Source organism: Micromonospora sp. NPDC047762 (genome assembly GCF_043204655.1).
Classification (GTDB): Bacteria; Actinomycetota; Actinomycetes; order Mycobacteriales; family Micromonosporaceae; genus Micromonospora.
In genome coordinates, this window is sequence record NZ_JBIDCQ010000004.1 from 126,241 (window position 1) to 148,848 (window position 22,608).

Consider the following 22,608-nt stretch of genomic DNA (forward strand, 5'->3'; position numbering starts at 1 on the left):
TCCCGTGCCGGCGAGGAAGCCGGCACGGGATCCTCACAGGTGGTGACCCCGCCACCTCGTGTGCTCCTCCTCCGCGGCGAGCTGCTCCTCGAACGCCATCTGCCGGACCCCGGCCCGGCGCCGGGAGTCGACAACCGTCTGCGCCGCCACCGCCACCGCCGTGGCGAGGGCCAACATGGCCAGGGCGGTCAGCTCGGGTAGCGACCCGGCAGCCGGCACCAGCGCAATCAGCAGCAGGATCCCGCCGATCGTGGGCCAGCGGGGGGCGCCGAGCATCCGCCGGCCGAGCACGATGAGCGCGAGCAGGTAGAGCGCGACCCCACCGTAGAGCGCCAGCAGGTCGAAGCTCGGCAGCGGAACGCCCCAGCTCGGTGTGGTGGGATCGGCGCCTTCGTGGATCAGCCCCTTGAGCCCGAGCGCGAACAGGATGACGCCGGCGATGACCGGCAGGTGCAGGTAGCTGTAGGCGTTCCGGGCCAGGATGGCGCGCGCGTCCGGGTCGCGGGTGCGGTGCAGGGTCTGTTCCATGCCGAGCGCCAGGGTGTCGAAGTACGCCCACCACATCGCGGCGGCCACCGCGATGCCGAGCACCGCGGCGATCAGCACCGGCCAGGTCAGCGGTAGACCAGCGGTTTCGCTGGGACTGAACCCGAGTGCGATGATGGCCTCGCCGAGGGCGATCAGGACGATCTGACCGTGCCGCTCCGCCCAGTGCCCGGCGGAGAGCACTGTCCACCCGGTGCCCCGCAGCGCGAGGCCGGCCCCGTACTCCACGCCGAGGGCCGCGAGCCAGCACAGCAGGCGGGCCACCGACTCGGCTGTTCCGTCGAAGAGCCGCTGCGGCAGCAGCCCGGCGACCACGATGAGGGCCGTGGCCACGACCGCCGGCAGGGCGAGCAGCTGCCAGCGTCGACGCACGTCGCGGTTCCGGCGGCCGATCCACAGGAAGATCGCGCTCTCGCTCACCCGGACGAGGAAGTAGCAGGTCGCGAAGACCAGCGGACCGAACAGCCCACCGGGACGGTCGACGAAGGCCTTCGGCAGACTCAGCGCCAGCACGAAGGCGGCGGCGATGGTGACGAAGCCGACCGCCGGGACGATCCCCTGGTCGGTACGGATCAGGTTGCCCAGCAGGGCGAACGCGGACCAGCACCACCAGAGCAGGGCCAGCAGCACCAGGCACTGGACCAGGCCTTGAGCGGTCGGATTGCCGGCGGTGGCCGTGGTGACATGCAGGAACGCGAAGACGAAGACCAGGTCGTAGAAGAGTTCCAGCGGGGTCGCCCGCGAGCCCGGCGCACTGCGGCGGACCCTGCGTGTCCCGCTGTCCTGGCCCACCAGGGGAGTCTGGCAGCCGAGCTGGGGCGGATGACGCATTCCCGGCATAATGGTGCCGGCGGATGCCGCTGGTGGTTCGGCGCTGGCTCAGGCGATGACGGCGGGCTCCCGCCACCGCTGGCGGCCGGCCCGGTCCAGGTCGTAGCGGATCGCCGCGAGACGCCCGACGGCCTCCACGAGGTCCGCGGCGGGCAGGGTGAAGGGCAGCCGCAGGAAGCGCTCCAGGGTGCCGTCCAGGCCGAACCGGGGGCCGGGGGCCAGCCGTACGCCGACCTCCTCCGCGGCCCGGGCCAGCGCGCTCGAGACCGGGCCGTCCAACTCGGCCCACAGCGTCACGCCACCCCGCGGCACGGTGACCCGCCACTCCGGCAGTTGGTGCGCCAGCGCGCCGAGCAGGGCGTCCCGCTGGACGGCCAACTGGACGCGGCGGTCGGCGACGATGGCCTCGGCGTGGGCGAGCAGGTGCACCGCGACCAGTTGGTCCAACACCGGGCTGGCCATGTCGACCCCGACCCGCACGGCGGCCAGCCGCTGCACCTGCGGCGCGGACGCGCGCACCCAGCCGATCCGCAGGCCGCCCCAGTAGGGCTTGCTCATCCCGCCGATGCTGATCACCCGGCTGTGCCGGTCGTAGGTGGCGACCGGGGGTGGCACCTCGGTGCCGTCCATCGACAGGTCCACGAAGGACTCGTCGATGATCAGATCGGTGCCGACCGCGTGCGCGGCGGCCACCACGCGCTCGCGCAGCGAGGCGGGCATCAGGTGACCAGTCGGGTTCTGGAACTCGGGAATCAGGTAGGCGAGCTTGGGCCGGGTCTGTCGGAGACTGCCCAGCAGCAGGTCAGGCTCCCAACCGGCGTCGGCGGCCAGCCCGTGGGTGCTGATCCGGGCTCGACGGCCGGCCAGGGCGGCGAGGGCGTTGGGGTAGGTCGGAGACTCGACCAGCACGGTGCCGCCCGGGGTCAGGGCGAGCCGCAGCACCAGATCCAGTGCGTGCTGGGTGCCGCTGGTGACCATGATCTGGTCGGGCGAGGTGGGCAGACCCCGGGCGGTGTACGCGTCGGCCACCGCCTCGCGCAGCTCGATGACGCCGGTCGGGTGGTAACCGGCCCCGCTCAGGTAGCGGGGCAGGTCCTCGGCGGCGGCCCGCGCGGCCGAGAGCAGTTGCGGCGGTGCGGCCAGCGCGGCGACACCGAGGTCGAGCATCTCCCGGTCGTCCAGCGGGGTCCACAGGCCGGTGCTGGCCACCCGGTGGTTGCCGGGCAGCATCGTCCAACTGCCGGCGCCCCGTCGGCTGGCCAGGTGCCCGGTCTCGCGTAGCTGCCGGTAGGCGGCGGTCACCGTGGTCCGGCTGATCCGCAGCGCCTCGGCCAGCTCCCGTTCGGCCGGGAGGCGGACGCCCAGCGGCAGCCGGCCGTCGGCGAGGAGCCCGCGCACCGAGCCGGCCAGCGCGGCGTAGTCGGGGCTGCGGCGGCGGCCCGGCAGGGCATGCCACTGACCGAGCAGACGGGCCAATTGGACGCCGCGCACCTGCCCGCTCATAGCCACTCCTCGAATATTGGCATCTTCCTCGACGAGGATTGGCACCTAGGGTGGCACGCATGGCACTGCTTGGCAATCTGCGGCACCGGCCGGTTCGACGGTTGGTCCAGCTCTACCTCGGGCTCACTGTCTACGGCGTCAGCATGGCCCTGATGATCCGCTCCGGCCTGGGCCTCGACCCGTGGGACGTGTTCCACCAGGGGCTCTCCAAGCGGACCGGGCTCTCCTTCGGCACTGTCACCATCGCCGTCGGTGCGCTGGTCCTGCTGCTCTGGATCCCGCTGCGGCAGCGCCCCGGCCTCGGCACGGTCAGCAACGTCGTGGTGATCGGCCTGGTCGTGGACGCCACACTGATCCTGCTGCCCGCGGGCGGGCCGCTCGGCGTCCGGATCGCGATGCTGGTCAGCGGAATCGTCGCCAACGGCGCCGCCACCGCTCTCTACCTCGGCGCCCGGTTGGGGCCCGGCCCCCGCGACGGTCTGATGACCGGGTACGTGGCCCGCCGACCCGGCCTGTCGATCCGACTGGTGCGCACCGTCATCGAGGTCACCGTGCTGGCGCTGGGCTGGCTGCTCGGCGGCACCGTCGGTCCGGGGACCGTCGCGTACGCACTGGCCATCGGTCCGTTGGCCCAGTTCTTCATTCCGCTGTTCGCCGTGCCGGAGGCCGCCGCACCGGTCACTGCCGCGCCCCCGCCGGGCAACTCCGCGCCGGGCAACTCCGCGCCGGGCAACTCCGCGCCGGCCGCCCCGGCCGGCTGAACCCTCACCGACCGTCCGCGAACCGGTACGTGGCGGTGGTACCGCGCACCGGTTCCCGGGTGGGTGTTCCCTTCCGCGACGCGCGCCGTCATCATCTGTGCATGGGGGAGAACGGTTGGCGCTGGAACGACGCCTGGATCTTCGTGTCGCTCGTCATCGCGAGCGGCGCCGGACGGCACCGTCGGTCGGCGACAAGCCGGCGGCCGGAGGGCGTCCGCCTGACCGACGTGCTCTCCACAGCCGACCACCTCAACCATGCGATTCCGCAGCGACACGAGGTGGAGGCCGCGGTCCAGCGGCTGGTCGGCGCCGGGCTGGTCAGCGTGGCCGACGGCTGGTTCCGGATCACCGCCGAGGGTGAGCAGCTGTGGCGTACCCGCCCGCGTGCGGGTGTGGCGACCACAGTGGACACCGTGCAGGGTGTGTTGACCCGCCGGCACGCGCCCGGCAGCGCGGACTGGATCCTGGACGAGGCCGACCACGCGGCCGCCGTCCAGGAGTACGCGGTCCGTTCGATTCCCACCCCGCGTCGGTCACCGGAGGGGCACTCCGGCGAGCGCTGAGCTGCTCAGCGCACCGGGTGGCCGCCGAGGCGCAGCGCGTCCTTGACCTCGGCGACGGTCAGCTCTCCGAAGTGGAAGACGCTGGCGGCGAGCACCGCGTCCGCGCCGGCGCCGATCGCCGGCGGAAAGTGGGCCACCTCACCGGCGCCCCCACTGGCCACCACCGGCACGTCCACCACCGCGCGCACCGCGGCGATCAGCTCCAGATCGAAGCCCGCCTTGGTGCCGTCGGCGTCCATCGAGTTGAGCAGGATCTCCCCCGCGCCCAACTCGGCGCCCCGGTGCGCCCACCACACGGCGTCGATGCCGGTGCCACGCCGACCCCCGTGGGTGGTGACCTCGAAGCCGCTGGGCGTGCCGCCGTTCGGCGACCGCCGCACGTCGAGGGAGAGCACGAGCACCTGCCGGCCGAACCGGTCGGCGATCTCGGCGATCAGCTCCGGACGGGCGATGGCGGCGGTGTTCACGCCGACCTTGTCCGCACCGGCGCGCAGCAGCGTGTCCACGTCGGCGACCTGCCGGACCCCGCCGCCGACGGTCAGCGGGATGAACACCGACTCGGCGGTGCGGCGCACCACGTCGAGCATGGTGCCCCGGTCGCTGGAGGACGCCGTGACGTCGAGGAAGGTCAACTCGTCCGCGCCGGCCCGGTCGTACGCGGCGGCCAGCTCCACCGGGTCGCCGGCGTCACGCAGGTCCAGGAAGTTGACCCCCTTGACCACCCGCCCGGCGTCCACGTCGAGACAGGGGATCACCCGTACCGCCACCGTCATGCCGCGAGCCTATCCTCCGCACGCGCCACGGCGGTCGACCCGATCGGGTCGACCGCCGTGGGAGAGGTCTGCGTCACACGCGGACGAGCATCTTGCCGAGGTTGTCGCCGCGCAGCAGGCCGAGGAACGCCGCCGGGGCGTTCTCGATGCCGTCCACGATCGTCTCGTCGTAGGACAGCGTGCCGTCGTGCAGCCAACCCGAGACGTCGCGCACGAACGCCGCCCGCACGTCGTTGTGGTCGTTGACCAGGAAGCCGCGCAGGGTGAGCCGCTTGCCGATGACCAGCGCCAGGTTGCGCGGTGCGGCCGGCGGCTCGGTGGCGTTGTACTGCCCGATCATGCCGCAGATGGCGGCCCGACCGTGCAGGTTCATGGCCGAGATCGCGGCCTCCAGGTGGTCACCGCCGACGTTGTCGAAGTAGACGTCGACGCCGTCCGGGGCGGCCTCCCGCAGCGACTCGCGGACCCCGTCGTGGTAGTCGAAGGCGGCGTCGAAGCCCAGTGCCCGCAGCCGTTCGACCTTGGCTGGCGAGCCGGCACTGCCGATCACCCGGCCGGCGCCCTTGAGCCTGGCGATCTGGCCGACCAGGCTGCCCACCGCGCCGGCCGCGGCGGAGACGAAGACAGTCTCGCCGGGCTTCATCGCGGCCACCTCCAGCAGGCCGGCGTACGCGGTCAACCCGGTCATGCCGAGCACGCTCAGGTACGCGCTCACCGGGGCGATGCTCGGGTCGACGGGGCGGGCCGCGGCGGCGTCGAGCAGCGCGTACTCCCGCCAGCCCAGCCCGTGCAGGACTGTGGTTCCGACGGCGACGTCCGCCGCCTCGCTGGCCACCACCTCACCGATCGCGGCACCGTCGAGTGGCGCGTCGAGCGCGAACGGCGGCACGTACGACTTGACGTCGTTCATCCGTCCGCGCATGTACGGGTCGACGGACATGTACTGGTTGCGGACCACGATCTGGCCCGGTCCGGGCGTCGGCACCTCGGTCTCGACGAGCCGGAAGGTGTCTTCGGTGGGCCAGCCCTGGGGGCGGCCGGCCAGGTGGATCTCGCGGTTGCTGGTCACGGGGTGGTCGTCCTCTCGTCCGCGGATGGGGGCCTGGGGCCGCGAGGTCACGCGGACAGGGTCTCGCGGACGGTGAGGGTGACGTCGACGTTGCCACGGGTGGCGTTGGAGTACGGGCAGACCTGGTGGGCCTGCTCGACGATCTGCTCGGCGACCTCGCGGGGCGCGGCGGGCAGGTCGACGACGAGCTGCACGGTGAGCCCGAAGCCGCCGCTGCCGTTCGGGCCGATGCCCACCTCGGCGCCGACCACGGAACCGGTCACGTCGGCCTTGGCCCGGCGGGCCACCAGCCGCAGCGCGCTGTGGAAGCAGGCCGCGTAACCGGCGGCGAAGAGCTGCTCGGGGTTGGCCGCGCCACCCGCGCCGCCCATCTCCTTCGGCACTGCCAGGTCGAGTGCGAACGTGCCGTCGGAGGTCTCGACGTGGCCGTCCCGGCCGTCGCCGGTGGCGGTCGCGGACGCGGTGTAGACAACCTGCATGGTGGTCACTGCTCCTTCTGTCGGTGGATGGTGTCGGTGACCCGGGTGAGGGTGTCGCGCAGCGCGACGAGCTCGCCGAGGCCCAGCCCGGTGGCCTGCGCGATCCGCAGCGGGACATCGCAGACCCGCTCGCGCAGCGCCCGGCCCTGCTCGGTGAGGCCCACCTCGACCCGCCGCTCGTCGCGGGCCGACCGCCGCCGCACCACCAGGCCCGCCCCCTCCAGCCGCTTGAGCAGCGGGGAGAGCGTGCCGGAGTCCAGCCGCAGCTCGGCGCCCAACTCGGACACCGTCGGGGCGTCGTCGGGACGCTCCCAGAGCACCAGCAGCACCAGGTACTGCGGGTAGGTCAACCCGACCTCGTCGAGGATCGGCCGGTAGACGTCGGTCAGTGCGCGCGACGCGGCGTAGAGCGCGAAGCACACCTGCCGGCGCAGCACCAGGTCATCCGTCACCACTGAACCGTAGCGCACAATTAAGTTGTGCACAACTTATTGGGCCGCGGGATCACCCGGCGGGCCGCGAGGACGGTCACCTCAGCGATCGCCGAGGTACGCCTCCAACTCCACCTCGACCAGGTGCTCCGGGTCCAGCAGACCGGCCACCACCACCAGGGTGGCGGCCGGCCGGACCGCGCCGAAGACAGCGTTGTGCGCCCGGCCCACCTCGTCGGCGTGCAGCCGGTCCGTCACGTACATCCGGGTCCGGACCACATCGCCCGGCTCCGCACCCACCTCGGCGAGCGCGGCCAACCCGATCCGCAGCGCCTGCGCGGTCTGCGCGGCCGCGTCACCGACGTGCACCACCCGGCCGTCCACTGTCGCCGTGCAACCCGCCGTCCAGGCCCGCTCACCGGCCCGGACCACCCGGGAGTACCCGTAGCGCTGCTCCCACGGGCCGCCCGACCCCAGCCTGATCGTCGTCACGCCTCGGCCAGCGTCCGCAGCGCCTCGGCCACAGTGAAGGCACCCGCGTAGAGCGCCTTGCCCGCGATCACGCCCTCCACCCCGGCCGACTCCAGGGTCGCCAACGCCCGCAGGTCGTCCAGGGTGGACACCCCACCCGAGGCGATCACCGGCCGGTCCGTACGGGCACACACCTCGCGCAGCAGATCCAGGTTCGGCCCGCGCATCGTCCCGTCCTTGGTGATGTCGGTGACCACGTAACGACTGGCGCCCGCCTTGTCCAACCGCTCCAGCACCTCGTACAGGTCACCACCGTCGCGGGTCCAACCCCGCGCCGACAGGGTGTTGCCCCGCACATCCAGCCCGATGGCCACCCGGTCGCCGTACTCCGCGACCACCCGGTCACACCAGACCGGGTCCTCCAGGGCGGCGGTCCCGATATTCACCCGGGCCGCTCCGGTGCCCAGCGCCGCACGCAGCGACTCGTCATCACGGATGCCCCCGGAGAGCTCCACCTTCACATCCAACTGGCGCACCACCTCCGCGAGCAGGTGCGCGTTGGTGCCCCGACCGAACGCCGCGTCCAGGTCGACCAGGTGGATCCACTCCGCGCCGTCCTGCTGCCAGGCCAACGCCGCGTCCAACGGGTCGCCGTAGATGCTCTCGCTTCCGACGGCGCCCTGCACGAGCCGGACGGCCCGGCCGTCAGCGACATCCACGGCGGGTAACAGGGTGAGGCTCAAGGTCTTCTCCTCGATCAGGTACGACGGTCCAGGGCGATCACCACGATCGCCGGCAGTACGAGCAGCAAGAGCGCGATCAGCGCGATACGCAGCGCCAGGTTGTCGACAAACGTCCAGATCAGGAGCAACGCCGCGCCGGTGAGCAGCACGATCGCGGCCCGCTCACCCCTAGTGTGCCGGGCCAGCCGGCCGGAGCGACCCCGCCGCAGCCGCGGCGTCAAACTGCGGACCACCGCGCGACGGCGCTGCCGGCGGGCGACCTGACGCTGCCGGACCGCCCGTTCCCGGGCCTGCTCCGCCTCCCGCTCCGCCCGTCGGCGGGCGCGCTCCCGGCTCACCGCGACGCCCGTTGCTCGGGCACCGCGCGACGGCGCTCAGTCACCGCTGGGCAACGTGGCGAGCCAGTTGCGCAGCAGCGCGGCACCGGTGTCGGCGGACTTCTCCGGGTGGAACTGGGCCGCCGACAACGAGCCACGCTCCACCGCGGCGACGAAATCCGTGTCGTGGTGGGCGGTGGTCACAGTGGCACCGGCAGCGGCCAACGCCGCCGGGTCGCCCATCGCGTACGAGTGGACGAAGTAGAACCGGCTCTGCTCCGTCAAGCCGGCGAACAGCACCGACTCCCGCGGAGCCCGGACCGTGTTCCAGCCCATGTGCGGCAACCGGGCGGCGGCCAACCGGGTCACCCCGCCGGGCAGCAGCCCCAGCCCCTTGGTCACCACGCCATGCTCGTCACCGTGCTCGAAGAGCACCTGCATGCCCACGCAGATGCCCAGCACCGGCCGGCCGGCAGCCACCCGTTCGGCGATCACCGGACCGGCGCCCAGCGCCTCGATCCCCGCCATGCACGCCGCGTACGCGCCCACCCCCGGCACCACCAGACCGTCGGCGGCAGCCGCCGCGGACAGGTCGTCGGTCACCCGGACGTCCGCTCCGGCGGCGGCCAGCGCCCGCTCCGCCGAGCGCAGGTTGCCCGAGCCGTAGTCGAGCACCACCACGTCACTCATGTCGTCACCCCGATCACCCGTTCTCCGGCAGCAGCCGCAGCACCCCGGCGACAGTGGCGAGCACCGCGAGCGCCGCGGTGATCAACACGGCGGCCTTCGGCGCGCCCTGCCGGTAGAGCGACCAGGTGCCGCCCACCAGCACCCCGGCCAGGATCAGCAGCAACGTCGGCAACGCGGCACCCATCAGAGCCACCTTCCATTCGCGACTGCGGGGCTCCGCTGCGCTGCACTCCTCGCGCTCATCAGAGCGCGCCCTTCGTGCTCGGAATCGCTCCGGCGGAACGCGGGTCGATCGAGGTGGCCTCGCGCAACGCGCGGGAGACCGCCTTGAACTGCGCCTCCACCACGTGGTGCGCGTCCGGGTGACCACCCGGACGGGCCGCCCGCAGCACGTCGACGTGCAGCGTGACCCGGGCCGCCTGACCGAAGGACTCCCAGATGTGCCGGGTCATGCTGGTCGCGTACACCGGCCCGATGTACGGGGCGAGCACCGGCTCGTCGTGCACCACGTACGGACGACCGGAGAGGTCCACGGCGGCCCGGACCAGCACCTCGTCCATCGGCACCGTGGCCGAGCCGTACCGCCGGATGCCGGCCTTGTCGCCCAGCGCCTGGTCGAACGCCGCACCCAGCGCCAGCGCGGTGTCCTCGATCGTGTGGTGCGCGTCGATCTCCAGGTCACCCACCGTGCGCACGGTCAGGTCGAAGCCGCCGTGCCGGGCGATCTGGTGCAGCATGTGGTCGTAGAAGCCGACGCCGGTGCTGATCTCGGCGGCACCGGTGCCGTCGAGATCGATCTCGACGAGGACCTTGGTCTCCTTGGTGATCCGTTCCACCCGGGCGGTCCGACTCATTGCGAAGTCTCCATTGCAGAAAGGAAGGCGTCGGTCTCGGCGGCGGTGCCGGCGGTCACCCGCAGCCAGCCGGGCAGGCCGACGTCACGGACCAGCACCCCCTGTGCCAGCAGGGCGTTCCAGACGACGGTCTGGTCGCCGCCCACCTCGAAGAGCACGAAGTTGGCGTCGCTGTCGGCGACCCGCAACCCCCGCTCGCGCAGCGTCGCCACGATACGGTCCCGCTGCGCCATGATCGCGCTCACCGTACCGAGCAGGGCGCCGCGGTGCGCCACCGCCGCGCGTGCGGCGGCCTGGGTGAGCGCGGAGAGATGGTACGGCAGACGGACGAGCTGCACCGCCCGCACCACCGCCGGGTCGGCGGCCAGGTAGCCCAGCCGGCCACCGGCGAAGCCGAACGCCTTGCTCATCGTCCGGGTGACCACCAGCCGCGGGTGGCCGGGCAGCACCGCGAGGGCGCTGACCGTCCCGGGCCGGGCGAACTCGGCGTACGCCTCGTCCACGACCACCATGCCGGGCGCGACGTCGAGCACCGCGGCGATCACCGCCGGGTCCAGTGCGGTGCCGGTGGGGTTGTTCGGCGAGCAGAGGAAGACCACGTCCGGCTGGTGCTCCCGGACCTGGGCGACCGCCTCCTCGGCGGTCAACCCGAAGTCGACGCCGCGCGCGGCGGGCACCCACCGGGTGCCGGTGCCGAGGGCCAGCAGCGGGTGCATCGAGTACGCCGGAACGAAGCCGAGCGCGGTGCGCCCCGGCCCCCCGAACGCCTGGAGCAGCTGCTGCTGGATCTCGTTGGAGCCGTTCGCCGCCCACACCTGCTCGACGGTGAGCCCGTGCCCGAGATAGTCGGCCAGGTCGGCGCGGAGCGCCACCGCGTCCCGATCCGGGTAGCGGTTCAGCTCGCGCAGCTCGGCCGCGAGCGCCTTGCCGATCGCCTCGACCACCGGCTCCGGAACCGGGTGGGAATTCTCGTTGGTGTTGAGCCGCACCGGCACGTCCAACTGAGGCGCCCCGTACGGCGACAGCCCCCGCAGGTCGTCGCGGATCGGAAGATCGCTCAGACTGGTCACGCCGACCCTCCCGGGAAACGGGCCTGGACCGCCTGGCCGTGCGCGGGCAGGTCCTCCACGTTGGCCAGGGTGACCACGTGCGGGGCCACGTCGCGCAGCGCGGCCTCGGTGTACTCGATCAGGTGCACACCGCGCAGGAAGGACTGCACGGACAGACCGGAAGAGTGCCGGGCGCAGCCGCCGGTGGGCAGCACGTGGTTGGAGCCGGCGCAGTAGTCGCCGAGCGACACCGGCGACCAGGCGCCCACGAAGATCGCCCCGGCGTTGCGGACCCGCAGCGCCCACTCCCGGGCGTCGACCGTCTGGATCTCCAGGTGCTCGGCCGCGTACGCGTCGACCACCCGCAGCCCAGCCTCAAGGTCGTCGACCAGGACCACGCCGCTCTGCTCACCGGTCAGCGCCGTGGTGACCCGCTCGGTGTGCTTGGTCGCCGGCACCTGCCGGGCCAGCTCCGCCTCGACCGCCTCGACCAGCGCCACCGACGGGGTGACCAGCACGCTCGCGGCGAGCGGGTCGTGCTCGGCCTGACTGATCAGGTCGGCGGCCACGTGCGCCGGGTCGGCGGTGTCGTCGGCCAGGATAGCGATCTCGGTCGGCCCGGCCTCGGCGTCGATGCCGACCACGCCGCGCAGCAGCCGCTTGGCGGCGGTCACCCAGATGTTGCCGGGGCCGGTGATCAGGTCGACGGGGTCGCACCGCAGCTCACCGGCCGGGTCCACCGCCGCGCCGTACGCCAGCATCGCCACCGCCTGGGCCCCGCCCACGGCGTACACCTCGTCGACGCCGAGCAGCGCGCACGCGGCGAGCACCCGGGGATCGGGCAGGCCGCCGTTGTCCTTCTGCGGCGGGCTGACCACCACCAGCGAGCGCACCCCGGCCGCCTGGGCGGGCACCACGTTCATCACCACCGTCGACGGGTACATCGCCAGGCCACCGGGCACGTAGAGGCCGACGCGGTCGACCGGCAGCCACCTCTCGGTGACAGTGCCGCCGGGCACCACCTGGGTGACGTGATCGGTGCGCCGCTGGTCGGCGTGCACCCGGCGGGCCCGGGCGATGGACTCCAGCAGCGCGGCACGCACCGCCGGGTCGAGCACCCCCTCGGCCTCGGTGATCGCCTCGACCGGCACCCGCAGCACCTCCGGGGAGATGCCGTCGAATCGTTCGCTCGCTTCCCGGATCGCCGGGTACCCATGCTCACGGACCGCCTCCACCAGAGGACGGATGCGCTCGACGGCGACGGACACGTCGAGCTGGGCACGGGGCAGCAGGCGGCGCGGGTCACCGAGACCGTCGCGCAGGTCGATCCGATTCAGCACCCTTGCGAGTCTAGGCGGCCGGCCCGACGCCCACCCGAGCCGCCCGTACGCCGGGACGGTGAGCCGGGCCACGCCACCGCGGGCGAGATTGGTTAGGCTCGACCATGTGACCGCACGGCTGCCGGTGTTCCCGCTCGCAACGGTGCTCTTTCCCGGGTTGGTGCTGCCGCTGCACATCTTCGAGGAGCGCTACCGGGCGCTGGTCCGACACCTGGTCGGCCTGCCCGACGGTGCCCCGCGCGAGTTCGGCGTGGTGGCCATCCAGGCCGGCTGGGAGGTCGCGCCCGCCGGTCCCGCCGGTGCCCCGGCCACGTCGGGCGTCGGCGAGGTGACGCTGCACGAGGTGGGCTGCACCGCCGAGCTGCGTCAGGTGACCGAATTGACCGACGGTGGCTTCGACATCGTCACCGTCGGTCGGCGTCGTTTCCGGATCGCCGAGGTCGACGACAGCGCCGAGCCCTACCTGACCGCCGACGTCGAGTGGCTGCCCGACCCGGGCGGCCCGGACGAGGTGGCCGATCTGCTGGCCGCCCGGGTGATCGCGGTGTTCCGGCAGTACCTCGGCCTGATCCGGTCCGACCCGGAGGAGATCTCCGAGCAGTTGCCGGAGGACCCGACTGTGCTCTCGCACCTGGTGGCGGCGACCGCGGCGCTCACCGTCGACGACCGGCAACGGCTGCTGGCGATCGACGACACCGCGTCCCGGCTCCGCGCCGAGCTGCGGTTGCTCAACCGCGAGGCGGCTCTGCTGCGTCAGGTGCGGGCGGTTCCGGTGCCGCTGTCGGAGCTGGCGTCCCCGCCGACACCCAACTGAACTTCCCCGGCTCGGGCTCGGGGCGTAGACCCGGCCACCGCGACCAGCCGGCCAGCAGTGTATACATGACCGCGGCCCCGAACGCCGGCAGCAGCAGGTTGCCGTGCGGCACCGGCAGCACGCCGAGCAGCCAGTCCACGCCACCGGCACGCAGGTCGGCGGGTTTGCTGAAGGCCTGCCCGGCCGGGGCGGTCGCCAGCAGCCGTTCGAACGTGGCCAGACCGATCCGCCGTCCCACCTGCCAGGCCACCGGCGCGGCGACCAGGGTGCCGAGCACCGCGGCGAGCAACCCGACCGGGCCGCGCCGCCGTCGCAGCACGAACCACAGGGCGAGTGCCACGAGCAGCCCGAAGGCGAGCCCGAGCAGGCTGAACCAGCCGTCGGCGGCGATCGGCTGCTCCGGTTGCGGCTCGGCGTAGATCGCCCCCTCGGCGGTCTTGAGCACCGGGGTGTCCGGCGCGAGAGCGGCCCAGAGCAGCCCGAGCGGAACACCCAGCGCGGCGAGCGCGAGCACGGCGCCCAGCACCGTCGCCAGGGCACGCAGCGGACGACGCGGTTCGTCGAACCGCAGCTCCAGCGAGCTCCCGTACGCCGCCGAGGGCGGCAGGTGACCCGGACCGAACTCGCCCGGCGCTGTCCCGGCCGACGGGTCGACCTCCGGCGGTGTCGCGTCCGGCGTACGGGGTGACGGGGGTTGGTCGGGCTCGTCGACGGGCCGCTCACGGTCGGGGTTGTCCGGGCTCACCCGATGATCCTCTCAGGCCCGGTGCCCGGCCGGGGCTCCGGTGGCGGCAGACCAGCTCACCGGGCGAACGGCTCCACCATCATCGCGGCGGCCCGCAGCCACGCCTGCCGGGTCTCCGGCTGGAGCTGGTGGTACTCGATCGACGACCCGGTCTCCAGAGCCGGGTCGTACGGTACGACGGCCACGCCCCTGGTACGGGTGGCGAAGTGCCGCTCCAGGTCGTCCTGGAGCGTCGAGCGACCCGGGGTCGGGCAGGAGATGAGGGTGATCGCGTTGTCCGCCAACTCGCCCATGCCCTCCTCGTGCAGCAGGTCGAGCATCCAGTCCGCGCTGAACGCGGCGTCCTCCCGGGGCACTGTGGTCACCACCAGCTGGTCGGCGGCCTGCATCACAGTGCGCCAGTTGGGGCTCTCCACGTTGTTGCCGGTGTCGACGCAGACCACGTCGTGAGTGCGCCGCAGCAGCTCCAGCACCCGTCGGACGGTGAACTGGTCCAGTCGCTGGGCGAAGCGCGGGCTCTCCTCGCCGGCCAGCACGTCGTACGAGCCGTCGGAGGCGTGCCGCAGGTAGTCGTCCAGCCGGTCCAGCAGGGTCGCGCCCTCCAGGATCTCGATCTGGGCCAGGTCGCTGATCAGGTGCCGGATCGTGCGGGCGTGCCGGGCGCTGCCGGCGCGCAGGCCGAGGGTGCCGCGCAACTCGTTGTCGTCCCAGGCCAGCACGCCCTTGCCGCGGACACTGCCGACCGTCGCCGCGGCGAGCACGGTGGCGGTCGTCTTGTGCACTCCACCCTTGGGGTTGGCGAAGGCGAACACCCGGGGCGTGCCGAGGTCCCGTTGGAGCACCGCGTTGGCGCGCTCCTGCTCCTGGTCGACGGCCGGTGGGCGCCATTCGACCCGGGCCGGGTAGGCACGTTCGGCGACCGCCGAGCCGACCGCCGGGGCGGGTGGTGGCGGGACGGGCACGGCGACCGGCGGCGGGGGCGGGGGCGGCGGGGCGACCGGCGGGGGCGGTGGCGGGGCGGCCGGGTAGCCGGTCTCCGGCTGGTAGCCGGTCTCCAGCAGGGCGTACCGCGATTCCACCGGCGGGTCGCCCGGGCGGTAGCCGTTGTCCAGCAACGCGTAGCGCGACGGGACCGGGTCGGGGCCGCGTGCCGGCGGCTCGGGCTCGGCCCGGTACGCCGGCTCGGCCCGGTAGTCCGGCTCGGCCCGATAACCCGGCTCGGCCCGATAAGCCGGGTCCACCCGGTAGTCCGGCTCGGCCCGGTAGCCGGGCGTCGCGCGGTAGTCCGGCTCGGCGCGGTAGCCCGGCTCGGCCCGATAACCCGGCTCAGCGCGGTAGTCCGGCTCGGTCCGGTACGCCGGCTCCGCTCGATAGTCCGGCTCGGCCCGGTACGCGGGCTCGGCCCGGTAGTCCGGCTCGGCCCGGTACGCGGGGTCGACCCGGTAGGTCGCCTCGGCCCGGTAAGCAGGCTCCGCGCCGTACGACAGGTCGGCCGGATGCCCGATGGCAGGTGCCCGCCCGGCGTAGCCGTTGGGGGCCGCACGCCGTGGCAGCGGGTCCGGCGGCGGTTCCTCGCCACGCCGCTCCGGCTCGGTCTGCTCCGCGCCGCGACCGCCCAGCCGGGCACGGTCCAACAACGCGCGCCACCGCGGCGCTGGTTCGGCCGGCCGGCCCCAGCCGGTCTCACTGCCCTCCACGGCCCGCCCTCCCAGCGCCATCGATCTCTGTCTGACAGGCTACGAACCCAACCCTATTCGGACCACACCTCAGAGCGCACACCAGCCGGCGCAGATCACGACGACGGCGATGGCGTCAACGGCTCGGCGAGGGTGGTGTCCGGCGAGGTGGTGACACTCGGCGGCGTCGGCTCGGTGGGCTCCGGCGTCGACGGTTCGGGTGACGGAATCGTCACGACTGGTGCGGGTTCCGACGATTCGCCCACGGAGGCCGACGGCGCCGGGGCGCTGATCATCGGCGCTGGCCGTTCGGACCGGGTCGGTACGGGGCTCGGCCCCGTGTCGGCCGGCGGGCGCACCACGTCACGCTGCTCCGGCAGGGGTGGCGTGAAAACCGTCCGGTCCAGCCGGTAGACCTCGGGGGCGGGGTCGACCGCCCGTACGTCCGGCCGGGCCGCCACACCGCGCAGCGCCACCGGCGTCGCGCGAACCACCGCCGCGTAGACGCAGGCGCAGCCGGTGCGGTACGCGGCCGCCTCGGCGGCGGACACCTCGGCGCCGCTGGCGTACTGCTCCCGCAACTCCCGCTCGCCAACCCCGTCGCCGTCGACGGCGGCGGCCCTGGCCCGGTAGTCGGCGGCCTCGGTCTCCTTGCGGGCCGCCACCTGCTCCATGCCGGCGACCACGTCGTCGGGCACCCGCAGCGCGGGGATCTTGACGATCTCGGTCTGCCGGCCGGGCAGCGGAACCCGCCCGAAGACGGTGGAGACCCCCACGTCGCCGAGCACCGTCGCCAGCCGCTGCGGAGGCAGGTACGCGTCGAGCGTGACCAGCGCGTACGTCCCGCCCTCGGCGGCCGGGGCGGACGCGGGCAGCGCCGCCAGGTCGGCCGCGGCGGACCGCAGGTAGCCGGGGACGGAGTCGCCGTCGGCAACGCCGACCCGGGTGACCTCCCCGACAGTCCGGTCGCCGACCGGGCTGTCGTCGACGGCCCAGACGGCGGTGCCCAACACCGCCGCCGCGGAGAGCACCGCGGCCCAACTGAGCACGCCGGAGCGCGCCGACCGGTCGCCCAGCCGGGCCACCGCCCGGGTCAGCGGCGGCAGCAACCGCTGGTCCAGCTGCCGCAGCAGGTTGCCGGCGCGCACGGGCGGGATCCCCTCTGTGAAACGGTGTCGGGCGGTCGCCGCTCAGTCACGCAGGATCTGAAGCGCACGTTCCAGGTCGTCAGGGTAGTCGCTGACGAACCGGACCTCGTCCCCCGTTCGGGGGTGCACAAAGCTCAGTTCGCGGGCGTGCAGCCACTGTCGGGCCAGGCCGAGACGGGCCGAGAGGGTGGGATCGGCGCCGTAGGTGAGGTCACCCACACAGGGGTGCCGCAGGGTGGAGAAGTGCACCCGGATCTGGTGGGTCCGGCCGGTCTCCAGCCGGACGTCGACCAGACTCGCCGCCGGGAACGCCTCCAGGGTGTCGTAGTGGGTGATGCTCGGCTTGCCGCCGGACACCACAGCCCAGCGGTAGTCGTGCGTGGGGTGCCGGTCGATCGGCGCGTCGACGGTGCCCCGCAGCGGGTCCAGGTGACCCTGCACCACCGCGTGGTAGCCCTTGTCGACCTCGCGGTACTTGAAGGCCCGCTTCAACGCCGTGTACGCCTGCTCGCTCTTGGCCACCACCATGATCCCGGTGGTGCCCACATCGAGCCGGTGCACCACGCCCTGGCGTTCGGCGGCGCCACTGGTGGAGATGCGGTGCCCGATCGCGGCGAGCGCGCCGATCACCGTCGGCCCGGTCCACCCGGGGCTCGGGTGGGCGGCCACCCCGACCGGCTTGTCTACCACGACGATGTCGTCGTCGGCGTAGACGACCCGCAGGCCGGGCACCGCCTGCGGCACCACCGTCGGCGGTGCGACCGGGGCGGGCAGCGTGACGTCCAGCCAGGAGCCGGCCTTGACCTTGTGCGAGTTGGGCCGGGCGGAGCCGTCGACCAGCGCGTCCCCGGCGTCGACCAGGGCCGCGGCGGCGGTGCGGGAGAGCCCGAACAGGCGGGACACGGCCTGGTCCAGGCGCATGCCGTCGAGGCCGTCCGGAACCGGAAGGGAACGGTGGTCGCCGCCAGCGGCGAACGCCGAGGTCATGCCCGCTCCCGCTGCTCGGTGCCCGGCGCGGCGGCGTCCGTCGTGGCCGGGTCGCCGTCGCGCCCCGCCCGCCGGCCGTCACGCTGGCGGCCGGTCAGCTCCAACAGGACGGCCAGCAGCACGCCGCAGACCAGCGAGCTGTCCGCCAGGTTGAACACCGGCCAGACCTGACCGTACGGGTCGAAGAGGCTGATCATGTCGACCACGTGCCCGTGGAACGGGGACGGCGCGCGGAAGATCCGGTCGACGAGGTTGCCCAACGCGCCACCGAGCACCAGGCCGAGCGAGACCGCCCAGGGCAGCGAGCGCAGCCGCAGGGCCATCCAGACGATCCAGCCGACCACACCGATGGTGATCAGTGGGAAGACCCAGGTGTGGTCCGCGCCGATGCTCCAGGCCGCACCGCTGTTGCGGGTCAGGCTCAGGTAGACGAACCCGCCGAGCAGCCGGACCGGCTCCCGGTCGGTCAGCGCGGCCAGCGCGAGGTGCTTGGTGACCAGGTCGGCCAGCAGGGCCACCAGGGCGACCCCGGCGAGAATCGCGACGGCCCGGGGCCGGCGGGTGCCGCCCCCCGGATCGGTGCGGCCGGGTTCGGCGGACGGTACTGCGGTCATGCGCTCCCCATCGACAGTCTTGGCGGTGATCGCTCACCGTCTCATCGCCGCCGGGGAACGGACCTCAGCGCCGCTCCTCCAGCTGCTTGCACGTCACACACAGGGTGGCCGACGGGAAGGCGGCGAGGCGCTCGACCGGGATCGGGTTGCCGCACCGTTCGCACCAGCCGTAACCACCCTCGTCGAGGCGCTCCAGAGCGCGCTCGACCTGCGTGATCCGTTCCAGAATGCTGTTGGCGAGAGAGATCTCCTGCTCCCGCTCGAGCGTCTTGGTGCCCGTGTCGGCCTGGTCGTCCCCGGCCGAGTCGGTCAGCCGATCGCGCTGCAGCTCGGTGATCTCACTCAGCGTCTGATCGTACTCGGCACGAAGCTCGTCCCGCCGCGCCGCCAGCGCCGCCCGGATCTTCTCGGTCTCCGCCGTGCTGCGGGTGGCCTTCGCCACCGGCTTGCGCCCGGCGGTCCTGGTGTCGGATGGCTTCGCCATGGGTCGCTCCCTAGGCCGGGGAACCGCGCGGTCCGCGGCGCCTGGTCAGGGGGCGCCGACAAAGGCGTCCCCTATGGACGAAAAGGGGCGCACGGCGACGATGGCCGCGCACTCCCGAGGTTGGCAAGAATACGGAACGTACAGGCGTCCGACAACGTGCCGCACCGTCGCACCGTCTAACAGCCCCTAGCCCTGCCTAACTGGGGCAAAGGGAACGCTAGCAGATCAATTGGGCACCTCATCTCCGTACTCACCAAACCATCGGGCCAGACGACCCCGCCGACTGACCGCCCGCAACCGCCGTTCCGCCGCGTCCCGCACCCCTGCGGTCGCCACGATCAGCAGACTGTCGCCGGTCTTCAACCGGGTGTCGGGTGCGGGCACGAAGCCCACGCCGTCGCGCAGCACCAGGGTCACCGACGCGCCCAGCGGAAGGCGCAGTTCGTCGACGTGCACCCCGGCCAGTCGTGAGCCCGGTGGCACCTCCACCTGGAGCAGGTCCGCCCGCATCCGCTCCAGCGGCGCGGTCTCCACGTGGATCTCGGCGGCCTCGGCCGGCGCGGTCACCCGCAACCGGCGGGCGAACGGCCCCAACGTCCCGGTCTGCACCAGCGTGAAGATCACCACCAGCACGAAGACCACATCGAAGAGCCGCTCCGCGCCGGGCACCCGCTCGGAGAGCGGAATGGTGGCCAGCACGATCGGCACCGCCCCGCGCAGCCCGGCCCAGGACAGGAACGCCTGTTCCCGAAGCCCGACCCGGAACGGCAACGCCGAGACGGCCACCGACAACGGTCGGGCCAGGAGCACCAGAGCCAGCCCGGCGACCACCGCGGGCAGCACCGCCGCGTCCAGCCGGCCCGGCGAGGCCAGCAACCCGAGCAGCACGAACAACCCGATCTGGGCGAGCCAGGCCAACCCGTCCGCGAAACCGAGAATCGCCTGCCTGTGCGACAGGCGCGCATTGCCCAGCAACACCCCGGCCACGTAGACGGCGAGGAAGCCCGAGGCGTGCAGAACGGCCCCCGCGGCGTACGCCAGCACCGTGATGCCCACCGCGGCGATCGGGTAGAGCCCGGCCGACGGCAGCGCGGCCCGGCGCAGCGCCCAGGTGCCGGCGACGCCAGCGGCAACGCCCACCGCCGCACCGGCGCCCAGCTCGTAACAGACCAGCGCGACCTCGTACCACCACGGGTGCGCGAAACCCCGGTGGGACAGCAGCACCACCAGCAGCACCACCGGGGCGTCGTTCATCCCCGACTCGGCCTCCAGGGTCGCCACCAGCCGGGGCGGCAACCGCAGTCGGCGCAGAGTGGCGAAGACGGCCGCCGCGTCGGTGGACGAGAGCACCGCGCCGTAGAGCAGCGCCAACCGCCAGTCCAGCCCCAGCAGCAGGTGCACGGCCACACCGACCACCACGATGCTGACGACCACGCCGACAGTGGAGAGTGCGGAGGCCAGCCCGAGCACCGGGCGCAGCGTGGTCCACCGGGCGGTGAGCCCGCCCTCCGCGATGATCACGATCAGCGCGCAGAAGCCGAGGGTCCGGGTCAGCTCGACGTCGTCGAAACGGATGCCCAGCCCGCTCTCGCCGATCGCCACGCCCAGAGCCAGGTAGACCAGAAGGCTGGGCACACCGAGCCGGGTGGAGAGTCGCACCGCGCCGACAGCGACCAGCAGCACTGCCGCACCGAGCAGCAGCGCGATGTCCAAACCGGGAGTCACGGCTGCCTTGCCTGGGCTGTCCTCACTCGGCGGATCCGTCGCGCAGACGGCGCAGCACCTCGGGCAGGTCCGGGCCGGGCCGATCGACGAGGAAGAGCTTGTCCCGGCTGGCCGCGCCGGCGCGCAGCGACACGGCGGCCGGCCGGACGCCCAACGCGCCGGCCAACGCCCGCCGGGCGGCCTCGGTGGCCCGCCCGTCGACGGCCGGGTCGTGGACCGCGATCACGAGGGCGGGCCCGTGCGGGCCGTCGAAGCGGCCACCCACCCGGTCCCGGGAGGCGCCGGGCTTCACCCGTACCGCCACTGTGAGCGTGTCCTGCGCGGGCACCGGCGCCGCTTCAGATCGGACGGGCGTCGGCGAGGAGAGCGGTCGCCGGCGCGCAGTGCGCGCACGGGGTGAAACCGAGGTCCACGGCCTCGGCGACCGGCAACGTCTCGGGCTGCCAGCCAATCAGGTGGGGGCAGCCGTCCAGGTGGTAACGGGGGCGGCCGTCGACGACCTCGACAGCGTCGAGCAGTCGGGCCACCCGGGCCGCCTCGGCGGGTGTGATCTGCTGGGCGGCCGGCTCGTCGACCGCCGCGACCGCCGGGTCGAACACGTCGCCGGTCGACGCCGCGAGGGGCGACGCCGGGCTGACCGGCCGGGCCCGCGCGGGCACCTCGTCCGCGGCACTCACCATCGCCGACGCGTCCTCGACGTGCGGCGGGTCGACCGGCGTCACCTCATCAATCGGCGGCGCATGGTCGACCGGCGGCTCGGGTGGTTGCCGCCACCCGGTGCCGCCGGTACCAAACGTCGTGGGCACGTGCTGGACCGGCACCTCCGGCTCGACCAGCGGCGGCCCGTACGCGACACCCGGTGTGGCCTGGCTGGCCGTACGGGGCGCGTGGGGATTCCGCCGGTCGGTCCGGCCGGGATCCGCCATGGCGCGGTTGGCGGCTGCCTGGCGGGCCCCCACCACCAACGCCACGGCGGCCAGCAGACTGGCCGCGATGGAGATGACCAACAAGAAGCTGGAGCCACCGGCCAGGCCGAGCACCAGTAGCACCACCGCGACGAGGATGAGCAGGAGACTTGCGACTATCACGGCTCACCCCCGCCGCGTCGAACCGTCCAGGCCTGGCCGGCGACCGTCACCATTGGCGGACAGCGATCGCCGGCCGGTGCTCAGCGTCCGGCTTCGAGGGCGCCGGAGCGCCCGCCGCCGCCGTACGAACCAGCGAGACCCGCTGCGGCCAGCCCGTTGCCGCCAGCGACCCGGCCGGCTTCGGAGCGGGTCATCTCGGCCTCGAGGCCCTGGCCACGACCGTCGAGGTCACGCAGCTGGCTCTCCAGGTACGCCTTGAGCCGGGTGCGGTACTCGCGCTCGAACTGCTTGAGCTCCTCGATGTGCTTCTGCAGCGCCGTGCGCTTGGCGTCCAGGCCGCCCATGGCCTCCTGGTGCCGCTGGCGGGCGTCCCGCTCGAGGGCGTCAGCCTTGGCGCGCGCCTCCCGGGTCACCTCCTCGGCCTTGCTGCGAGCCTCGGACAACAGCTGGTCGGCCTCGCGGCGAGCGTCGGACACGTGGTCGTCGGCGGTGCGCTGGGCCATCATCAGCACGCGCAGGGCCTGCTGCTCACCGTCACCGGTAACGCCGCCGGCCGGGCCGCCGGTCGAGCGGACCTGCTCCAGCTCGGCCTGCATCGCGCGGGCAGCCTGCTCGGCCGCCGACTTGTCGCGCTGCACCCGGTCCAGTTGGGCCTTGACATCGTTGAGCTCCGCCGCCAGTCGGGCGTCGCCGCCGGGGCCGGCGGGGGCGCCGCCACGGCCGCCGCGCTCCACCTGGGCGCGCAGCTCGTTGTTCTCCTCGATGAGACGGGCGAGCTCGCGCTCGACCTCATCCAGGAAGGCGTCGACCTCCTCCTCGTCATACCCCCGTTTGCCGATCGGCGGCTTTTTGAAGGCGACGTTGTGGACGTCGGCCGGGGTCAGCGGCATCGAAACTCCTCGGGTCA

General features: G+C 73.3%; 27 protein-coding genes. 3 read left to right on the forward strand and 24 right to left on the reverse strand.

Annotated elements, in window-relative coordinates; genetic code table 11:
• Positions 1-33: 33 nt before the first annotated feature.
• Together ACGF3C_RS14540 and ACGF3C_RS14545 are read right to left on the reverse strand one after the other, a co-directional pair.
• Positions 34-1,377, reverse strand: a complete 1,344-nt coding sequence (locus ACGF3C_RS14540) for a low temperature requirement protein A (RefSeq protein ID WP_357222557.1) — start codon at positions 1,375-1,377, stop codon at positions 34-36.
• A 48-nt stretch (positions 1,378-1,425) separates the two neighbouring features.
• Positions 1,426-2,880 carry a PLP-dependent aminotransferase family protein gene (locus ACGF3C_RS14545; RefSeq protein WP_393222107.1) on the reverse strand — a complete coding sequence of 485 codons (1,455 nt, stop codon included), beginning with the start codon at positions 2,878-2,880 and terminating at the stop codon, positions 1,426-1,428.
• Between the two features lie 59 nt (positions 2,881-2,939).
• Here ACGF3C_RS14545 and ACGF3C_RS14550 point away from each other — a divergent pair, with 59 nt between their 5' ends.
• Both ACGF3C_RS14550 and ACGF3C_RS14555 read left to right on the forward strand, forming a co-directional pair.
• Complete coding sequence (locus tag ACGF3C_RS14550; protein ID WP_393222110.1) at positions 2,940-3,641, forward strand: YitT family protein; 702 nt, start codon at positions 2,940-2,942, stop codon at positions 3,639-3,641.
• Positions 3,642-3,742: 101 nt separating this feature from the next.
• Entirely contained in the window at positions 3,743-4,204 is a 462-nt protein-coding gene (locus ACGF3C_RS14555; RefSeq protein WP_357196937.1) for a hypothetical protein, read from the forward strand.
• 5 nt (positions 4,205-4,209) lie between these two features.
• On the opposite strand, the gene hisF is transcribed toward ACGF3C_RS14555, so the two are convergent.
• The 12 genes from hisF to hisD form a co-directional block, all read right to left on the reverse strand.
• The gene (hisF, locus tag ACGF3C_RS14560) at positions 4,210-4,977 is read right to left on the reverse strand and encodes an imidazole glycerol phosphate synthase subunit HisF (RefSeq protein ID WP_112582731.1); all 768 of its coding nucleotides are present in this window, start codon (positions 4,975-4,977) and stop codon (positions 4,210-4,212) included.
• Positions 4,978-5,050: 73 nt separating this feature from the next.
• A complete protein-coding gene (locus ACGF3C_RS14565; protein WP_393222113.1) occupies positions 5,051-6,046 on the reverse strand; it encodes an NADP-dependent oxidoreductase in 996 nt (331 codons plus the stop codon).
• A gap of 47 nt (positions 6,047-6,093) precedes the next feature.
• Entirely contained in the window at positions 6,094-6,525 is a 432-nt protein-coding gene (locus ACGF3C_RS14570; protein ID WP_112668570.1) for an organic hydroperoxide resistance protein, read from the reverse strand.
• Positions 6,526-6,530: 5 nt separating this feature from the next.
• Positions 6,531-6,977: a MarR family winged helix-turn-helix transcriptional regulator gene (locus ACGF3C_RS14575; RefSeq protein ID WP_357231700.1), complete on the reverse strand. Its 447-nt coding sequence runs from the start codon at positions 6,975-6,977 to the stop codon at positions 6,531-6,533.
• 81 nt (positions 6,978-7,058) lie between these two features.
• Positions 7,059-7,448, reverse strand: coding sequence for a RidA family protein (locus ACGF3C_RS14580; RefSeq protein ID WP_357231703.1), 390 nt, complete (start codon positions 7,446-7,448; stop codon positions 7,059-7,061).
• Positions 7,445-8,170: a bifunctional 1-(5-phosphoribosyl)-5-((5-phosphoribosylamino)methylideneamino)imidazole-4-carboxamide isomerase/phosphoribosylanthranilate isomerase PriA gene (priA, locus tag ACGF3C_RS14585; RefSeq protein WP_357202526.1), complete on the reverse strand. Its 726-nt coding sequence runs from the start codon at positions 8,168-8,170 to the stop codon at positions 7,445-7,447. Before priA ends, ACGF3C_RS14580 begins: the two co-directional genes overlap by 4 nt.
• A gap of 14 nt (positions 8,171-8,184) precedes the next feature.
• Positions 8,185-8,508: a hypothetical protein gene (locus ACGF3C_RS14590; protein ID WP_355007656.1), complete on the reverse strand. Its 324-nt coding sequence runs from the start codon at positions 8,506-8,508 to the stop codon at positions 8,185-8,187.
• Between the two features lie 36 nt (positions 8,509-8,544).
• Positions 8,545-9,177, reverse strand: a complete 633-nt coding sequence (gene hisH, locus ACGF3C_RS14595; protein WP_357231706.1) for an imidazole glycerol phosphate synthase subunit HisH — start codon at positions 9,175-9,177, stop codon at positions 8,545-8,547.
• Between the two features lie 13 nt (positions 9,178-9,190).
• Positions 9,191-9,361 (reverse strand): hypothetical protein, encoded by a 171-nt coding sequence (locus ACGF3C_RS14600; RefSeq protein ID WP_167362522.1) that lies wholly within the window; start codon positions 9,359-9,361, stop codon positions 9,191-9,193.
• A 58-nt stretch (positions 9,362-9,419) separates the two neighbouring features.
• Positions 9,420-10,031, reverse strand: a complete 612-nt coding sequence (hisB, locus tag ACGF3C_RS14605) for an imidazoleglycerol-phosphate dehydratase HisB (protein ID WP_030334475.1) — start codon at positions 10,029-10,031, stop codon at positions 9,420-9,422.
• A complete protein-coding gene (locus tag ACGF3C_RS14610; RefSeq protein ID WP_357231709.1) occupies positions 10,028-11,101 on the reverse strand; it encodes a histidinol-phosphate transaminase in 1,074 nt (357 codons plus the stop codon). Before ACGF3C_RS14610 ends, hisB begins: the two co-directional genes overlap by 4 nt.
• Positions 11,098-12,420 carry a histidinol dehydrogenase gene (gene hisD / locus ACGF3C_RS14615; protein WP_357259618.1) on the reverse strand — a complete coding sequence of 441 codons (1,323 nt, stop codon included), beginning with the start codon at positions 12,418-12,420 and terminating at the stop codon, positions 11,098-11,100. The genes ACGF3C_RS14610 and hisD overlap by 4 nt, the downstream gene beginning before the upstream one ends.
• Before the next feature lie 106 nt (positions 12,421-12,526).
• Between hisD and ACGF3C_RS14620 the strand changes: the two genes are divergently transcribed.
• Positions 12,527-13,234: an LON peptidase substrate-binding domain-containing protein gene (locus ACGF3C_RS14620; protein ID WP_357202537.1), complete on the forward strand. Its 708-nt coding sequence runs from the start codon at positions 12,527-12,529 to the stop codon at positions 13,232-13,234.
• Here the strand turns inward: ACGF3C_RS14620 and ACGF3C_RS14625 are convergent.
• The 10 genes from ACGF3C_RS14625 to ACGF3C_RS14670 form a co-directional block, all read right to left on the reverse strand.
• Positions 13,149-13,979: a DUF2567 domain-containing protein gene (locus ACGF3C_RS14625; protein ID WP_393222123.1), complete on the reverse strand. Its 831-nt coding sequence runs from the start codon at positions 13,977-13,979 to the stop codon at positions 13,149-13,151. The two genes, ACGF3C_RS14620 and ACGF3C_RS14625, sit on opposite strands and share 86 nt — an antisense overlap.
• Positions 13,980-14,035: 56 nt before the next feature.
• Complete coding sequence (locus ACGF3C_RS14630) at positions 14,036-15,697, reverse strand: AAA family ATPase (RefSeq protein WP_393222126.1); 1,662 nt, start codon at positions 15,695-15,697, stop codon at positions 14,036-14,038.
• 74 nt (positions 15,698-15,771) lie between these two features.
• The gene (locus ACGF3C_RS14635; RefSeq protein WP_357225523.1) at positions 15,772-16,803 is read right to left on the reverse strand and encodes a hypothetical protein; all 1,032 of its coding nucleotides are present in this window, start codon (positions 16,801-16,803) and stop codon (positions 15,772-15,774) included.
• A gap of 42 nt (positions 16,804-16,845) precedes the next feature.
• Positions 16,846-17,790, reverse strand: coding sequence for an RluA family pseudouridine synthase (locus ACGF3C_RS14640; protein ID WP_357202546.1), 945 nt, complete (start codon positions 17,788-17,790; stop codon positions 16,846-16,848).
• On the reverse strand, positions 17,787-18,404 hold the full coding sequence (gene lspA / locus ACGF3C_RS14645; protein ID WP_357202549.1) for a signal peptidase II: 618 nt from the start codon (positions 18,402-18,404) through the stop codon (positions 17,787-17,789). Before lspA ends, ACGF3C_RS14640 begins: the two co-directional genes overlap by 4 nt.
• A 64-nt stretch (positions 18,405-18,468) precedes the next feature.
• Positions 18,469-18,888, reverse strand: coding sequence for a TraR/DksA C4-type zinc finger protein (locus ACGF3C_RS14650; RefSeq protein WP_091407724.1), 420 nt, complete (start codon positions 18,886-18,888; stop codon positions 18,469-18,471).
• 225 nt (positions 18,889-19,113) lie between these two features.
• Entirely contained in the window at positions 19,114-20,613 is a 1,500-nt protein-coding gene (locus ACGF3C_RS14655) for a potassium/proton antiporter (RefSeq protein ID WP_357225528.1), read from the reverse strand.
• Between the two features lie 22 nt (positions 20,614-20,635).
• Positions 20,636-20,941, reverse strand: a complete 306-nt coding sequence (locus ACGF3C_RS14660; RefSeq protein ID WP_357225533.1) for a DUF167 domain-containing protein — start codon at positions 20,939-20,941, stop codon at positions 20,636-20,638.
• A 10-nt stretch (positions 20,942-20,951) separates the two neighbouring features.
• Complete coding sequence (locus ACGF3C_RS14665; protein ID WP_393222133.1) at positions 20,952-21,701, reverse strand: hypothetical protein; 750 nt, start codon at positions 21,699-21,701, stop codon at positions 20,952-20,954.
• Positions 21,702-21,781: 80 nt separating this feature from the next.
• Positions 21,782-22,591, reverse strand: a complete 810-nt coding sequence (locus tag ACGF3C_RS14670) for a DivIVA domain-containing protein (RefSeq protein ID WP_357225551.1) — start codon at positions 22,589-22,591, stop codon at positions 21,782-21,784.
• Between the last annotated feature and the right edge of the window lie 17 nt (positions 22,592-22,608).

Excerpts from the sequence above, each read along its gene's own strand:
- ACGF3C_RS14540 (WP_357222557.1), bottom strand. The coding sequence starts at position 1,377 with ATGCGTCATCCGCCCCAGCTCGGCTGCCAGACTCCCCTGGTGGGCCAG.
- ACGF3C_RS14545 (WP_393222107.1), bottom strand. The coding sequence starts at position 2,880 with ATGAGCGGGCAGGTGCGCGGCGTCCAATTGGCCCGTCTGCTCGGTCAG.
- ACGF3C_RS14550 (WP_393222110.1), top strand. The coding sequence starts at position 2,940 with ATGGCACTGCTTGGCAATCTGCGGCACCGGCCGGTTCGACGGTTGGTC.
- ACGF3C_RS14555 (WP_357196937.1), top strand. The coding sequence starts at position 3,743 with ATGGGGGAGAACGGTTGGCGCTGGAACGACGCCTGGATCTTCGTGTCG.
- hisF (WP_112582731.1), bottom strand. The coding sequence starts at position 4,977 with ATGACGGTGGCGGTACGGGTGATCCCCTGTCTCGACGTGGACGCCGGG.
- ACGF3C_RS14570 (WP_112668570.1), bottom strand. The coding sequence starts at position 6,525 with ATGCAGGTTGTCTACACCGCGTCCGCGACCGCCACCGGCGACGGCCGG.
- hisH (WP_357231706.1), bottom strand. The coding sequence starts at position 9,177 with ATGAGTGACGTGGTGGTGCTCGACTACGGCTCGGGCAACCTGCGCTCG.
- ACGF3C_RS14600 (WP_167362522.1), bottom strand. The coding sequence starts at position 9,361 with ATGGGTGCCGCGTTGCCGACGTTGCTGCTGATCCTGGCCGGGGTGCTG.
- hisB (WP_030334475.1), bottom strand. The coding sequence starts at position 10,031 with ATGAGTCGGACCGCCCGGGTGGAACGGATCACCAAGGAGACCAAGGTC.
- ACGF3C_RS14630 (WP_393222126.1), bottom strand. The coding sequence starts at position 15,697 with ATGGCGCTGGGAGGGCGGGCCGTGGAGGGCAGTGAGACCGGCTGGGGC.
- ACGF3C_RS14640 (WP_357202546.1), bottom strand. The coding sequence starts at position 17,790 with ATGACCTCGGCGTTCGCCGCTGGCGGCGACCACCGTTCCCTTCCGGTT.
- lspA (WP_357202549.1), bottom strand. The coding sequence starts at position 18,404 with ATGACCGCAGTACCGTCCGCCGAACCCGGCCGCACCGATCCGGGGGGC.
- ACGF3C_RS14650 (WP_091407724.1), bottom strand. The coding sequence starts at position 18,888 with ATGGCGAAGCCATCCGACACCAGGACCGCCGGGCGCAAGCCGGTGGCG.
- ACGF3C_RS14670 (WP_357225551.1), bottom strand. The coding sequence starts at position 22,591 with ATGCCGCTGACCCCGGCCGACGTCCACAACGTCGCCTTCAAAAAGCCG.